The sequence below is a fragment of the Streptomyces sp. NRRL F-5135 genome (genome assembly GCF_000719775.1).
Taxonomy (GTDB): Bacteria; Actinomycetota; Actinomycetes; order Streptomycetales; family Streptomycetaceae; genus Streptomyces; species Streptomyces hebeiensis.
Window position 1 is genome coordinate 217,155 of sequence record NZ_JOHR01000004.1, and the last position, 14,412, is coordinate 231,566.

The 14,412-nt window shown below is 71.9% G+C and carries 10 protein-coding genes and 1 pseudogene; 5 read left to right on the top strand and 6 right to left on the bottom strand.

The window, feature by feature from the left end:
• The first annotated feature begins 255 nt into the window (after positions 1-255).
• Complete coding sequence (locus IG02_RS0107780) at positions 256-933, top strand: uracil-DNA glycosylase (RefSeq protein ID WP_030743469.1); 678 nt, start codon at positions 256-258, stop codon at positions 931-933.
• Between the two features lie 109 nt (positions 934-1,042).
• Positions 1,043-3,010: an alpha-glucuronidase gene (locus IG02_RS0107785; RefSeq protein ID WP_030743471.1), complete on the top strand. Its 1,968-nt coding sequence runs from the start codon at positions 1,043-1,045 to the stop codon at positions 3,008-3,010.
• Here the strand turns inward: IG02_RS0107785 and IG02_RS0107790 are convergent.
• The 5 genes and pseudogenes from IG02_RS0107790 to IG02_RS0107810 all read right to left on the bottom strand — a co-directional run bounded on the left by IG02_RS0107790 (position 3,004) and on the right by IG02_RS0107810 (position 9,543).
• Positions 3,004-5,076 (bottom strand): beta-galactosidase, encoded by a 2,073-nt coding sequence (locus IG02_RS0107790; protein WP_030743473.1) that lies wholly within the window; start codon positions 5,074-5,076, stop codon positions 3,004-3,006. The two genes, IG02_RS0107785 and IG02_RS0107790, sit on opposite strands and share 7 nt — an antisense overlap.
• Positions 5,073-5,750 (bottom strand): hypothetical protein, encoded by a 678-nt coding sequence (locus IG02_RS0107795; RefSeq protein ID WP_030743475.1) that lies wholly within the window; start codon positions 5,748-5,750, stop codon positions 5,073-5,075. The genes IG02_RS0107790 and IG02_RS0107795 overlap by 4 nt, the downstream gene beginning before the upstream one ends.
• A gap of 113 nt (positions 5,751-5,863) precedes the next feature.
• Positions 5,864-7,513: pseudogene (locus IG02_RS0107800) on the bottom strand (extracellular solute-binding protein); the annotation flags it as partial.
• Between the two features lie 48 nt (positions 7,514-7,561).
• Complete coding sequence (locus IG02_RS0107805) at positions 7,562-8,446, bottom strand: carbohydrate ABC transporter permease (RefSeq protein ID WP_030743479.1); 885 nt, start codon at positions 8,444-8,446, stop codon at positions 7,562-7,564.
• Between the two features lie 98 nt (positions 8,447-8,544).
• Positions 8,545-9,543, bottom strand: a complete 999-nt coding sequence (locus IG02_RS0107810) for an ABC transporter permease (RefSeq protein ID WP_030743481.1) — start codon at positions 9,541-9,543, stop codon at positions 8,545-8,547.
• A 404-nt stretch (positions 9,544-9,947) separates the two neighbouring features.
• Between IG02_RS0107810 and IG02_RS0107815 the strand changes: the two genes are divergently transcribed.
• Positions 9,948-10,937, top strand: coding sequence for an acetylxylan esterase (locus tag IG02_RS0107815; RefSeq protein ID WP_030743484.1), 990 nt, complete (start codon positions 9,948-9,950; stop codon positions 10,935-10,937).
• 175 nt (positions 10,938-11,112) lie between these two features.
• Here the strand turns inward: IG02_RS0107815 and IG02_RS0107820 are convergent, their stop codons facing one another.
• Positions 11,113-12,189 carry an NADH:flavin oxidoreductase/NADH oxidase gene (locus IG02_RS0107820; protein ID WP_030743486.1) on the bottom strand — a complete coding sequence of 359 codons (1,077 nt, stop codon included), beginning with the start codon at positions 12,187-12,189 and terminating at the stop codon, positions 11,113-11,115.
• Between the two features lie 282 nt (positions 12,190-12,471).
• Here IG02_RS0107820 and IG02_RS0107825 point away from each other — a divergent pair, with 282 nt between their 5' ends.
• Complete coding sequence (locus tag IG02_RS0107825) at positions 12,472-13,272, top strand: uracil-DNA glycosylase (protein WP_051764700.1); 801 nt, start codon at positions 12,472-12,474, stop codon at positions 13,270-13,272.
• Between the two features lie 104 nt (positions 13,273-13,376).
• The gene (locus tag IG02_RS43835; protein WP_107055557.1) at positions 13,377-14,396 is read left to right on the top strand and encodes a DUF6214 family protein; all 1,020 of its coding nucleotides are present in this window, start codon (positions 13,377-13,379) and stop codon (positions 14,394-14,396) included.
• Positions 14,397-14,412: the final 16 nt, after the last annotated feature.

Here is a 14,412-nt window from a genome sequence, read left to right on the forward strand (position 1 = left end):
CGAGGAATTGAAGAGAGACGAGAACGAACGGCGAGTGACGGCGGCAGCCTAACCCGAGCCCCGGCGCTCGGGCGAGGAACCGCTCGCATCATGAAGAGGAACCGCTCGCGGCATGAATCCGGCCGGACTCGGCATACGCGTGCCGACCGGTGACCACGGAGCGGTGTCCGTGAACGGCGGTTGCCGACAGGACCGTTGCTCTCCCTTCGTCCTGGATTGGTGGGCCCGTCCCGTGGGCCAGTAGAGTGATCCGCTGTGGCAGCACGACCCTTGAACGAACTAGTCGAATCCGGGTGGGCGGACGCGCTGCGCCCCGTGGCCGGGCGCATCGCCGCGATGGGCGATTTCCTGCGAGCCGAGATCGCGGCCGGCCGTACTTACCTGCCGGCCGGCGGGCATGTCCTGCGTGCCTTTCAGCAACCCTTCGACGAGGTGCGGGTGCTGATCGTCGGGCAGGACCCCTATCCGACGCCGGGAATGGCCATCGGGCACAGCTTCGCGGTGTCGCCCGACGTGCGTTCCCTGCCCGGCAGCCTGGAGAACATCTTCCGGGAACTGCAGTCGGACCTCGGACTGCCCCGGCCGTCCAACGGGGACCTCACACCGTGGACGCGTCAAGGCGTGCTGCTGCTGAACAGGGCGCTCACCACCGCCCCTCGCAAGCCCGCCGCCCACCGCGGCAAGGGGTGGGAGGAAGTGACCGAACAGGCCATCCGCGCCCTGGTGGCGCGGGGCAAGCCGCTGGTGTCCGTCCTCTGGGGCCGTGACGCCCGGAACCTCCGGCCCTTCCTCGGCGACCTGCCCGCGATCGAGTCCGCCCATCCCTCCCCGATGTCCGCGGACCGGGGATTCTTCGGCTCGCGGCCCTTCAGCCGCGCCAACGACCTTCTGGTCCGCCAAGGAGCACAGCCGGTGGACTGGCGACTGCCGTAGCCCCCGGGAGGATCTCGTGACCGACGCGCCCCGCGGCCCCGGCCCCGCTTCCGAACCACCCGGACCGCCCGTCTTCTCCGTACCGCGGACGGAAGCCGACCCCGCCTGGCTGCCGCCGGAGGCGTTCCGCGCGCTCGGCTCCCGGCGCGTCCTCGTCAGCGGGACAGGCCCCCTCGTGGACACCGCGCACGGTGAGGTGGCCGCGGCCTGCGAGCGGTTCGGCGGTACGGTGACGCGCGCACGAGAAGGGACCGCGTCGACCGGTCCCGCGTACGACCTGCTGCTGTGCCTGGAAGAGGCCGCCGAACGCGGCGACGAGGGGTTCACGCTGGCCCGGGAGCGGGGCAGGACGGTGGTGACGGCCACGGGGCAGCGCGGACTGCTTCACGGACTGTTCCACGTCGTACGGCTCGGCGCGGCCGCGTTCGACGGCGAGCACGCGCCCGAGGCGCACCGCCCCGCGCTGGCCACGCGCATGCTGGACCACTGGGACAACGTGGCCGTCCACCCGGTGATGGGACAGGTGGAGCGGGGGTACGCGGGCGGCTCGCTGTTCTGGCGCGACGGCCGGGCGCGCGGCGACCTGGAGCGGGTGCGGGCGTACGGTCGGCTGCTCGCGGCGTGCGGGATCAACGCGGTCTCCGTGAACAACGTCAACGTCCACGAGGCCGAGGCACATCTGCTGACCGACCGGATCGGGGACGTGGCGGACATCGCGGACGCGTTGCGCCCCTACGGGATCAGGACGCACCTGTCGGTCACCTTCGCCGCGCCGGTCGTGCTCGGCGGGCTCACCACGGCCGACCCGCTCCAGGAGGAGGTACGCGCATGGTGGGCCGGGGCGACCGAGCGGGTGTACGCGGCGATACCGGACTTCGGCGGGTACGTGGTGAAGGCGGACTCGGAGGGGCAGCCGGGACCCTTCGCCTACGGCCGCAGCCACGCGGACGGCGCCAACCTGCTCGCCGACGCGCTCGCCCCGTACGGCGGCACCGTGCACTGGCGTGCCTTCGTCTACGACCACCGGCAGGACTGGCGGGACCGGACGACCGACCGCGCACGGGCCGCGTACGACCACTTCGTGCCGCTCGACGGCGCCTTCCGGGACAACGCCGTGCTCCAGGTGAAGCACGGGCCGGTGGACTTCCAGACACGTGAGCCCGTCTCACCGGTCATCGGCGCCATGCCGCGCACCCGGCTGGCGGTGGAGATCCAGGCGACGCAGGAGTACACCGGCCAGCAGCGGCACGTGTGCGCGCTCGCGCCGATGTGGAGCCAGGTGCTGCGGTTCCGCCCCGGCGGCGCGGCGGCGGCCCGCGTCGGCGAGCTGGTGCGGGGCGGACTCGTCGCGGTGTCCAACGCCGGTGACGACCCGTACTGGACCGGGCACCCCCTCGCCCAGGCGAACCTGTACGCCGTGGGGCGGCTCGGCTGGCAGCCGGACGCGGACCCCCTCGCGCTCCTGGACGAGTGGATCGAGCTGACCTTCACACCGGAGGCCGGCCCCGACCCGGAACGCCTGCGCGCCGGGCTGCGCGCCGTCCTGCGCGACTCGTGGCGCACGTACGAGAAGTACACCGCGCCGCTCGGCGTGGGTTTCATGGTGCAGCCGGGCCATCACTACGGGCCGAGCGTGGACGGGTACGAGTACAGCCCCTGGGGCACCTACCACTTCGCCGACCGGAACGGGATCGGCGTCGACCGCAGCCGCGCCACGGGCACCGGGTACGCGGGACAGTACGCCGCGCCGTGGGCCGAGGTGTACGAGTCGGCCGGCACCTGCCCCGACGAGCTGCTGCTGTTCTTCCACCACGTGCCCTACGGCCATGTGCTGCAGAGCGGCACGACCGTGATCCAGCACATCTACGACACGCGTTTCGAGGGCGTGGCCGAGGTGGCGGCGGCGCGGGAGACCTGGGCCTCGCTCGCCGGCCTGGTCGACGACGCGCGGCACGCCCGGGTGGCGGAGCGCTACGAGGAACAGCTCCGCTGCGCCCGCGAGTGGCGGGACCAGGTGAACAGCTACTTCTTCCGCAAGTCCGGTGTACCGGACGCCCACGGCCGTCGCATTCACTGAGCCCGCACCACCGCCACCCCGCGCGGGTCGAGGACGAGCGGGGCGCCCCGCTCGACCCGGCGCCCCGTCAGCAGGTCGGTGCCGGTGACGTGGGCGGTCAGGCGGGCCGGCTCGGGCGCGTGGTTGAGGAGGAAGTGCAGTCGGGTTCCGTCGGGGGCGACGCGCGTGGCGGTCTCCACGTCCGGCCGGTCGGCGTAGGGGCCGATCAGGTCGTGCCGGGCCAGGACGCGGCGTACCACCGAGTCCACACCGGTCCGGTCCAGCGCCGTGGCGACGTACCAGCCCTCGCCCGCGCCGAAGGCGTGGCGGGTGACGGCCGGAGTGCCCGCGTAGAAGTCGGCCGTGTACGTGCCGACCGGCTCGGCGCCGCGCGGCAGGACGATCTCGAACACCAGGCGCGCGTCCGTGCGCACGGCGTCCGGGGTCTCGTCCTCGTCCGGTGCCTCGTCCGGCGCCTCGTTCTTGGTGCCGTGGAGGACGACGGGATGGGCGGTGTCCGCCGGGCGGGCGTCCCATTCGTCGACGCGGATGCCCATGAGGGGGGCCAGCGGGCCGGGGACGTCGGACAGGAACGCCCGGTCGTGCTCGTCGACGCGGCCGGAGAGGAACGTGGCGAGGACCGTGCCACCGCGCGCGGCCACGGCCTCCAGCCGGGTGGCGAGATCGCCCTTGACCATGTGCAGGACGGGGGCGAGGACCACGTCGTAGGCGGAGAGGTCCGCGGTGACCGGGACGACGTCGACGTCCGCTCCCGCCTCCCGGGCGGCCCGGTAGTAGGCGTGCGCCTGTTCCCGGTAGCGCAGCAGGCGGGTGGGGCCGTCGGAGATCTCCAGGGCCCACCAGCTGTCCCAGTCGAAGAGCAGGGCGACACGGGCCGGGGTGCGGGCCCCGAGCGCGGCGTCGCCCAGCAGCTCCAGCTCCATGCCCAGCGCGCTCACCTCGCGGAAGACCCGGGTGTCGGCCCGGCCGCCGTGGCCGATGACCGCGCCGTGGTACTTCTCGCAGGCGCCCCGGGAGGCACGCATCTGGAAGTAGAGGACGGCGTCGGCGCCGTGGGCGACCGCCTGCCAGCCGGCCAGGCGCAGTTCGCCGGGGCGCTTGAGGGGGTTGACGTCACGGCTGGCCGTCGTGGAGGGAGTCTGTTCCATCAGCCAGAAGGGGGCGCCGTCCTTGAGTCCGCGCATCAGGTCGTGGGCGAGCGCGGGCCAGGTCGGCGGCGCGTCCAGGGGCGGGTAGTTGTCCCAGGAGGCGAAGTCGAGGTGGGGCGCCCAGCGGTGGTAGTCGAGCGGCCGGTACATGCCCATGAAGTTGGTGGTGACGGGCGTGTCGGGGCAGTGTGCGCGGATCGCCTCCTTCTCGGCGAGGAAACAGCCGAGGAGGGCGTCGGTGGTGAACCGCAGGAAGTCCAGGGTGATGCCCTGGAAGGCGGTGTGGTCGGGGCCGCGCCAGTGCTCGGTGAGCGCGCTGGGCGGCTCGATCTCGTCCCAGTCGGTGTACCGGTGCGACCAGAAGGTCGTCCACCAGGCGTCGTTGAGGGCGTCGAGGCCGCCGTGCCGCTCGCGCAGCCAGCCACGGAAGGCCACCGCGCACAGGTCGCAGTAGCAGGCACCGCCGTACTCGTTGCCGATGTGCCAGGCGAGGAGCGCCGGATGGTCCGCGTAGCGTTCGGCGAGGCGGCCGGCGAGCGCGGCGGCGGCCGTCTTGTAGACGGGTGAGCTGGGGCAGAAGTTGTGGCGCTGGCCGTAGCGGTGGCGGCGGCCCTCAAAGTCGGTCCGGTTGACCTCGGGGTGGGCGCGGGCCAGCCAGGGCGGGAGAGCGGCGGTTCCGGTGGCGAGGCAGACGCGTCGGCCCTCGGCGGCGGCGCGGTCCACGATCCGGTCGAGGACCGTGAAGTCGTGGACGTCCTCGGCGGGCTGGGTGAGGGACCAGGAGAAGACACCGACGGTGAGGGTGTCGACGCGTGCCTGGGTGAACAGCCGGTGGTCGTCGTCCCAGACGGCCTCGGGCCACTGTTCCGGGTTGTAGTCGCCGCCGTAGGGGATCTTGCCGGTGCGGGGCGGGGTCATACGGTGAAGTCCTCCTCGGTCTCGATGATCACCGGGCGGCTGGTGTGCAGCAGGGACAGCAGCAGGAGCGGGGCGAGCAGGGCGGGCAGGGCCTCGGTGGCGAGGAGCGTCAGGCCGGCGGCGACGATGATCAAGGAGGCGGCGCCGAGGGTGGTCCTGCCGTGGCGGAGCAGGAAGTACGCGGCGAGCCGGCAGGTGTCCGCCGTGCGGAAGGCGAACAGGGAGGTGAGGACCAGGGCGTGGGCGCCCCAGAGCAGCCCCGCGAGCCCGGCCGCCGCCAGCAGGGCGGCCCACCAGCCGGGCAGTCCGGTGAGCGGGAAGTGGGCGAGGCAGAACGCGATGACGGTGAGCCAGGTGAGCAGCCCCGCCCAGAGTTTGAGGGCGGGCCAGGCGTTCAGGCGCCAGCCGCGCCAGTAGTCGCGGGCCGGGTGCAGGTCGGTCAGGTCGCGACCGCGGTGGTGCAGCGCGTGGAGGGCGGCGGCGAGAGCGGGGCCGAGCGGCAGCAGACAGACGGCGGCGAGCGGCAGACCGGCCGGGTCGCGGTCGAGGAAGAACAGGGCGACGAGCCCCGGGGACGCGGCGGCGAGCAGCATCGCCTCCACCGTGAGCAGGGTGTGGACCAGGGCGGCGGCCCGGGAGAGCGGACCGTCGCCGGAGAAGCCGGGCCCGGGCACGCGGCCCGGCGAGGGCCGGCCCTCGGCACCCGGACCGTGCTCGGTCCGGGTGCCGGGACGCGGACCGAGCCCGCCCACGGGCCGGTCCGGGACGCGGTGACGCATGGGGATCGGCCCTTCTCGCGCTGGAAGCGTTCGTAGGCCTGGTTGTGCAGGTCGACGTAGCGGTCCATGTTCCGGCTCTTGAGCTCGGCGACGTAGCTGTCCCATTCGGCCAGGGGACGCTTGCCGAGGGCGAACTTCAGTGTGTTCTGTGCGACGTGGTCCTTGAGCGGGGTGTCCCAGAGCGCCGCCTGCTCCTGCTCCTCGGCCCTCAGAGGATGAGCGGGTTCGACGGGGAGGAGGGGGCGCCGCGCCATGGCGTCGGCGAACTTCTTCTCGTCCGGGGCGAAGGACGAGGAGACCAGCGCCCAGCTGCCGCCGTAGGCGAACACGCCGTTGGAGAATCCGTAGTCCTTCTGGAGGTCCTTCGGCGCGTCGGCAGGGGTGCCCATGAGGCCGATACCGTCCTCGACCCGGTACCGGCCGGGCCCGGACCGGCTGTAGGTGACGCCCTGGACACCGTATTTGCCGAACTCCTGCCCGGCGTCCGAGTACCACAGCCAGTCCACGAACTGCATCAGCGCGACGAAGCTGTCGCTCTTGAGCGCCGCGCTGGAGATCAGCAGGCCGTTCTCCAGACGGCTTCCCCGCACCGCCCGGCCGGCCGGGCCGACGGGTACCGGGATCATCTCGATCGTGGCGCCCTCGACCTGTTCGGAGAGGTTGTACCGGTAGTTCTGCACGAGCTCCTGCGGGTTGGCGCTGATCGCGAAGGACTTCTCGGACAGGAGCTTCTGCACGGCCTCGTCGTCGGTCTGGGTGAAGCTCTCCGGATCCAGCAGCTTCTCGGCGCACAGCTTGCGGAGATATTCGAGCAGCCGCCGGTACTCGTCCATGGCCCCGGTGAACACGTACTTCTGCGCCGTGGTGTCGAAGGTGACGTTGTCGTAGTCCCAGCCGGCCTTGGTGCCGTAGGTCTTGGAGAGGTACGACAGGAGCGATCCGGCCGGGTAGGTGGGGACGCTCCAGCGGTCCGAGAACGGATAGCGGTCGGGGTACTCCTCCTTGATCGCCTTGAGGACGTCGTAGACCTCGTCCCAGGTACCGGGAAGCTTCAGGCCGAGCCGCTCCAGGACGTCCGTGCGCAGGGCCAGCGAGTAGCCGTGCCGCACCTTCTCGTGCAGGCCCGGCAGCAGGTAGAACCTGCCGTCGGCCTGCCGGATGGAGTCGAGTTCTCCCTCCAGGCCCCATGCCTTCACCTTGGCCGTGAAGTTCGGCATGAGGCCGGTGTACTCGCTGACCGGGAGCAACGCCCCCGAGGAGACGAACGCGGTCTCCTGGGGGTGGTAGGTCTTGGGGATGATCCAGGGGGCGTCGCCCGCACCGATCATCAGGCTTCTCTTCTTCTCGTAGTCGCTGGCCGGCACCGCTGTCGGCTCGAAGGTGACCTTCGTGCGTCTGGTGATCTCCTTCCAGAAGAGCCAGGAGTCCTTCATCGGGTAGGTCGGCATGTTGTTGTGCAGGATCGAGAAGCTGAGCGGCCCGGCCGCCGTGAACTGGTCGCCGACGCCGTACTTGTCCATCGCTCCCTTGCGCTTCTTCGACAGGTCAGCGGGGCCTTCGTCGCCCTCGCCCCCGCCGCACCCGCTCAGTGCGGCGAGCCCGGCGAAGCCCGCCACTGCGAGCAGACCGCGTCGCGACAGCTGTCCGGAGTTCTTCACGGTGACTCCTCACTCCCTTGTCCCGATGGTGCGCCAGGGGTGGACCGGTCATCCCTTGACCGCGCCGAGCATGACGCCGGAGACGAAATAGCGCTGGACGAACGGATACACGCACAGGACGGGCAGCGCGGTGAGCACGATGGTGACCGACTGGATGTTCGCGGCGACCTGGGTGAGCTGGTCCGTGCTCGCCCCGGCGCCCGTCCCGCCGGTGGCGCCCACGATGAGGTTGCGCAGATAGACGGTGACCGGCATCAGGTCCGCCCGGTCGAAGTAGAGGAACGCGGAGAACCAGGAGTTCCAGAAGCTCACGGAGTAGAACAGGACCATCGTGGCGACGACCGCCTTGGACAGCGGAAGCACGATCCGGAGCAGGGTGCCGTAGGTGCTCAGGCCGTCGATCTGCCCCGCCTCCTCCAGTTCGGCCGGCAGGCTCTCGAAGAACGCCTTCATCACCAGCAGGTTGAACACACTGATCGCGTTGGGGATCACCATCGCCCAGAGGGTGTTCTTCATGCCGAGGCTGGTGACGAGCACGTAGTGGGGGATCAGCCCGCCGGAGAAGAACATGGTGAACACGGCGACACCGATGAGGAAGCCCCGGCCCGCGAGGTCCTTCTTCGACAGGACATACGCGTAACAGGTCGTCAGGAGCATGGCGACAGCCGTGGCGACGACCGTGTAGAGGACGGTGTTGCCGTAGTTGCGCCAGAACGTCTCGTCCCGGAAAACGATCTCGTAGGTGGTGAGGTTGAACCCCCGCGGCCACAGGTTCACCTCGCCGGCCCTGATCCGGGCCTCGGCGCTGAACGAGCGGGCGAGGATGTTGAGGAACGGGTAGAGGGTCAGCACGACGACACCCGTCAGCACCAGGGCGTTGATCCCCTGGAAGACCCGGTAGCCACGGCCCGGACGATGGAGGGGCCGCCGCACGGTGCCGCGGACCGGTCGTGCGCCCGGCCGTGGACTCAGCCGTGCGCCCGGCCCGTGGCCCGGGCGGCGGTCCCCGCGGTTGTCCGTGCGGCGCGGTGTCACCACAGGCTCGTCCCCACTGTGCGGCGTGAGAGCAGGTTGGCGGAGGCGATCAGGACCAGACCGATGACCGCCTCGAAGAGGCCGATGGCGGCGGCGTAACTGAAGCTGTTGGACTCGACGCCCGTCCGGTACAGGTAGGTGGAGATGACGTCGGCGGTCGGGTACGTCAGCGGGTTGTACAGGAGCAGGACCTTCTCGAAGCCGACGGCCATGAAGGTGCCGATGTTGAGGATCAGGAGCGTGATCATGGTCGGCCGGATGCCGGGCAGGGTGACGTGCCAGATCTGCCGCCACCGGCCCGCACCGTCGATGCGGGCCGCCTCGTACAGGTCCTCGTCGATGGTGGTCAGCGCCGCGAGATACAGGATGGTGCCCCAGCCGGCGGTCTGCCAGATCTCCGAACCCACAAAGACGGTACGGAACCAGCCGGGCTCCTGGAGGAACGCGACCGGTGCCTGGCCGAGGCTCTCGAGCGCCTGATTCACCGGTCCGTCGGCGGCGAGCATCTGCGTGGTGATGCCCGCGACGATCACGATGGACAGGAAGTGGGGGAGGTACGAGACCGACTGCACGAAGCGTTTCAGCGCCCGGGTGCGGACCTCGTTGAACAGCAGCGCCAGCACGATCGGCACCGGGAAGCAGAACAGCAGCGTCAGGGCGCCCAGCCACAGGGTGTTCGTGAACACCTGCCAGAACGTCGGATCGGTCAGGAACATGCGCACGTACCGCAGTCCGACCCACTGTTCGCCCAGGATGGAACCGCCCGGCTCGAAGCGGCGGAAGGCGATGACATTGCCGATCATCGGCAGGTAGCGGAACACCAGGAAGAACGCGAGCGGCAGCACGGCGAGCGAGTAGAGCTGCCAGTCCCGGCGCAGCGCCTGCCGCCAGGTGCGGCGCGCGGCGGGCCGCCTTCCGCGCCGTGGGGCGGTGTCCTCGGGCGGAGGCGCATTCCCGGTGGCCGGCTCCGGGTCCACAGCGGTGCGGGTCGTCACGCTCGGGCCTCCCGTGGAGAAGAGCGGGGCAAGGGCGGTGAGTGTCCGACGGGCCGGTCCGACGGCCGGTCCGACGGGCCTGTCCGATGAGCCGGTCCCTCGGGCCGGGCCCGTGGCCGGTCCGAGGGACCGGACGAAGGAGCCGACCGTCAACGTGTGGCCGCGGCCGATCCCGTCGGCCGGCAATCTCTCCGAATATTTCGGCAATGAAGCCGCAACTTAAGGGTGTGCGATAGCGGTGTCAATGGGTACTGCACGAGGTCGTGTTGCGTCAGAATTGGCGTGGGGCTGTGCATATCCGCAAAGGAACTGGGGAGTTCTCCGTTCTGACTCTTCGAAAGTTTCCGGCAGGCGTCCGTGCCGATCGGATGGCCCGGCAGCGCCCTGACCCTCAGCGAGGTGCCATGCCCGCCTTCGATCTGCCACCGGCCGAACTGGAGAAACACCGTCCCGCCCCTGACGAGCCGGCCGACTTCGACGCCTTCTGGCGAGCCACGTCGGAGGAATCCGGCCGGACCGAACCGGTCGTGTCCGTACGGCCTGTCGACAACGGGCTGCGCCTGGTCGACACGTGGGACGTGACCTTCCGCGGCTTCGCGGGCGATCCGGTACGCGCCTGGTACACACGACCGGCGGGAGACCCGCGGCCGCGCCCGGCCGTCGTCGAGTACGCGGGGTACGGGCGCGGGCGCGGCCTGCCCCACGAGCGGCTCACCTGGGCCGCCGCGGGATACGCGCACCTGCTCATGGACAACCGGGGCCAGGGCGACCAGTACGGCAGCGGTGGCGACACCCCCGACCCGCACGCCGGGGCACCGGGCGGTCCGGGACCGGTCGTACGCGGCTTGCTGGACCCGCACGACTACCACTACCGGCGGCTGATCACCGACGCGGTTCGCGCCGTCGCCGCACTGCGGTCGCTCCCGGGCGTGGACCGTGACCGGGTGGCGGCGGTCGGCAACAGCCAGGGCGGCGGGCTCGCCCTGGCCGTCGCCGGGCTGGTCCCCGACCTCGCCGCCGCGGTGGTCAGCGCGCCCTTGCTGTGCGGTATCCGGCGCGCCCTCGACCTCACCGACGCCGGCCCGTACGGCGAGATCGCCACCTACCTCTCCGTGCACCGCGGCGCCGAGGCCGCCGCCCGTCGCACCCTCTCCTACGTGGAGGGCGTCTCCTTCGCCCGGCGCGCCGCCGCCCCCGCGCACTTCGGGGTCGGGCTGCGGGACACGGTCTGCCCGCCCAGCGGCGCTTACGCCGCCTACAACCGTTACGGAGAGCTCACCGGCCGCTCTCCGCTGCGGGAGATCCACGCGTACCCCTTCAACCAGCACGAGGGCGGCGACGCCGTGCACGTCCGTCGCCAACTGAGCTGGCTGGCGGACGTGCTCGCCCCTTGACCGGCCGGACCGGCCGCACGACCGGCCGCGGCCGGATGCCTCCGGACATGTGCGTCAGGTCGGCAGGCGGAGTCGGTCCGGGCGTGCGGGCCGAGCCGGCCCGCGCACGCGACGGCGGCGCCCCGAAGACCCGGTGCCGGCCTTCGAGGCGCCGCCCAGAGGCTCGCCGGCCCGCTCAGGACCGGTGGTACTGCTGCGGCACGAACACCGTGCCGCCCAGTTCGCGGGCCGCGCGGCGGGCCCAGGACGGGTCGCGCAGCAGCTCCCTGCCGAGCAGGACGGCGTCGGCCTCGCCATTGGTGACGATCTTCTCGGCCTGCTCGGGCTCGGTGATCAGGCCGACGGCCGCCACCGGAAGCCGCGTCTCGGCCTTGACCCGGGCCGCGAACGGCACCTGGTAGCCGGGGCCGGCCGGGATGCGGACGCGCGGTGCGTTGCCGCCGCTGGACACGTCGAGCAGGTCCACGCCGTGTGCGAGCAACTCGTCCGCGAGGCGGACGGTGTCGTCGGCCGTCCAGCCGCCCTCGTCCAGCCAGTCCGTCGCGGAGACGCGGAAGAACACCGGCAGGTCCTCGGGCCACTCCGCGCGTACGGCGTCCACCACCTCCAGGGCGAACCGCGCCCGGTTCTCGAAGGAGCCGCCGTAGGCGTCCGTGCGGTGGTTGCTGTGCGGGGAGAGGAACTCGCCGATCAGATAGCCGTGCGCGCCGTGCACCTCGACCACCTGGAAGCCCGCCTCCCTGGCCCGGCGGGCGGCCGCCGCGAACTGTCCGACGATCTCCTGGATCTCGTCGACGGTGAGTTCGGCGGGCAGCGGGTCGGTCTCGGCGAAGGGCACCGCGCTCGGCGCCAGCGTCTGCCAGCCGCCCGCCCCGGGGCCGAGCGGGGCGCCGCCCTGCCACGGGAGGTCGGTCGAGGCCTTGCGTCCCGCGTGGGCGATCTGGATCCCCGGAATCGAGCCCTGCGAGGTGATGAAGTCGGTGATCCGGCGGAACGCGGCGACCTGCGTGTCGTTCCAGATACCGAGGTCGGCGGGGCTGATCCGGCCCTCGGGGCTGACCGCCGTGGCCTCGACGAGGATCAGTCCGGTCCCGCCGGAGGCGCGCGCCGCGAGGTGCGCGAAGTGCCAGTCGTTCGGCGCGCCGGTGTCCGGGCCCGTGGTGTCCGCGGAGTACTGGCACATCGGCGCCATCCACACCCGGTTGGGAATGGTCAGCGACCGCAGGGTGTAGGGCTCGAAGAGATCGCTCATGAAGGACTCCGTTTCGCTCGGTACGGCCGGCCAGGTTTTGTACGATACGTGTCGTACTATGACGCCCGTCAAATTACGATGGTTCTCGTACCACGGTGCCAACCGGAGCCCGCGGTGAGGAATTCCCTACCGAGGTGTTCGACGGGTCGCGCGTGTGCCGGTGTCCACCGCAGGCGCGGGGAGTGTCGTACCCGGGTCGTACAGTCGGCTGGAGGAAGGTGACTGCCGTACGAGCCGGAGGGACCGATGGCCGGACACGAGCCGCAGGCCGGACGCGAACCGATGGCCCGACGGGAGTCGGCGGAACCGGAGCGGACCGCGCCCGCCGCCCCGGACCTGCCGGCGCTGGACCGGCGTGTCGCCGAGTGCCGGGCCTGTCCGCGGCTGGTGCTCTGGCGGGAAGAGGTGGCGCGGACGCGGCGGGCGGCGTACGCGGACTGGGAGTACTGGGGCAGGCCGGTGCCCGGATTCGGCCCGGCGGACGCCGTGATGCTGATCATCGGCCTGGCCCCCGCCGCCCACGGTGGCAACCGCACCGGCCGGATGTTCACCGGCGACCGTTCCGGTGACGTCCTGTTCCGGGCGTTGTACGACGTCGGTCTCGCCACGCAGCCGGTCGCCACCCACGGCGGAGACGGGATGCGCCTGCGGGCCGTCCGGATGACCGCGCCGGTGCACTGCGCCCCGCCCGACAACCGGCCCACCCCCGCGGAGCGCGACACCTGTCGTCCTTGGCTGGTGCGTGAACTGCGGCTGCTGCGGCCCACCGTGCGCGCGGTCGTGGTGCTCGGCGGCTTCGGCTGGCAGGCCACCTGGCCGGCGCTGGCGGCGGCGGGGTGGCCCACGCCCCGCCCGCGGCCGGCCTTCGCCCACGGGGCCCACCTCGCGTTGCCGCCCCTCGACGGACCGGCGGCGGGCGGCGGGGCGCGGGAACTGCACCTGTTCGGCTGTTACCACGTCAGCCAACGCAACACCGCGACCGGCCGGCTCACGCCGGCGATGCTGCGCGACGTCCTCGCCCGGGCCGCCGACGCCGCGGGCCTGGGCGACGGCTCGTCCGTCGGGTCGCACGCCGCCGGATGAGGCGGGATGCGCCGACAGGGTGCCGTGCGGGCCGCCCCCGTGTGTGCCCTGACAATAAGGGCGGATTGCCTGATTAAGTTGCGATTGTGTCGGAATCTAAGTGGATGTCCGCCCGGGAATCCCGGCCCCATGACGCGCGCGAGTGGCCTCTGTGGGAGGTCCAGGGACACGGCAGCGCGACCGGCGTCACGGACCCCCGGGACATCGCCGCTCCGCAGGAGATCCTGCCGCCCTGGGTCGATGTCCGGCTGACCTTCGCCGACGGTGCCCGGCTCGACGTGCTCGCGGTCGTACGGGAGGGGCGGATCGCCATCGAGGACGCCCAGGCCGATCCGCCCCTGACGCTGGAGGGTTTCGCCGCCCTCGCGGAGGCGATCGAAGTTCCGCTCCGACACGCCTGTCAGGTCGTCACGGGTCCGCACCGGCCGAACGAGCCCCAACCACTTACGGAGACACCCGGCCTGGGCGGCGGCGAGGTGCGGGCCGTCTCGGGACCCACCCGGGGAGCGGCCGTGACGCACGAGACGCCGGTCCCTGATGCCGCGGGGCGCGGCACGCCGGTTCACGACTTGCCGGTCTCCGACGTACCGGCCTCCGAGCTGTCGGTCTCCGATGTACCGGCCTCCGAGCTGTCGGTCTCCGACGTACCGGCCTCCGAGCTGCCGGTCTCCGACCCGCCGACCGAGGACCTGCCAAGTTCCCGCGCTGTGCCCCTCCTTGACGTACCCGGCATCCGCGACCCGCAGGAGCGTCAGCCTGATCCGCCGGAGTCGCGGTGCCCGCCGGGCGCGGCGGAGCCCCCGGGGATGGCGGCACCCGTCGCTGCGGCTCCGGTGTGGGAGCGGCCGAACGCGGCGGGTTACCCGGAATCCGGACCCGGACCCGGACCCGGACCGGAGCCGGAGCGGGAAGCTGTCGGCCGGCACCGTGCGCGCCCCACTTCCTCGCGCGGCAGCGCCGCCCGACGCGGTGTCGCGGAGATCTACCGGGCCGCCCAGCGCGAGGGTCAGGATCCCGTGCTCGCCGTCATGTCCGCCACCGGATTCAGCCGCCGCAAATCGCTCAGGCTGATTGCCGGGGCCCGGGACGCGGGCCATCTGACGCCCCGGCACCACCGGCGCTGATCGCTCGCGAGGGGCC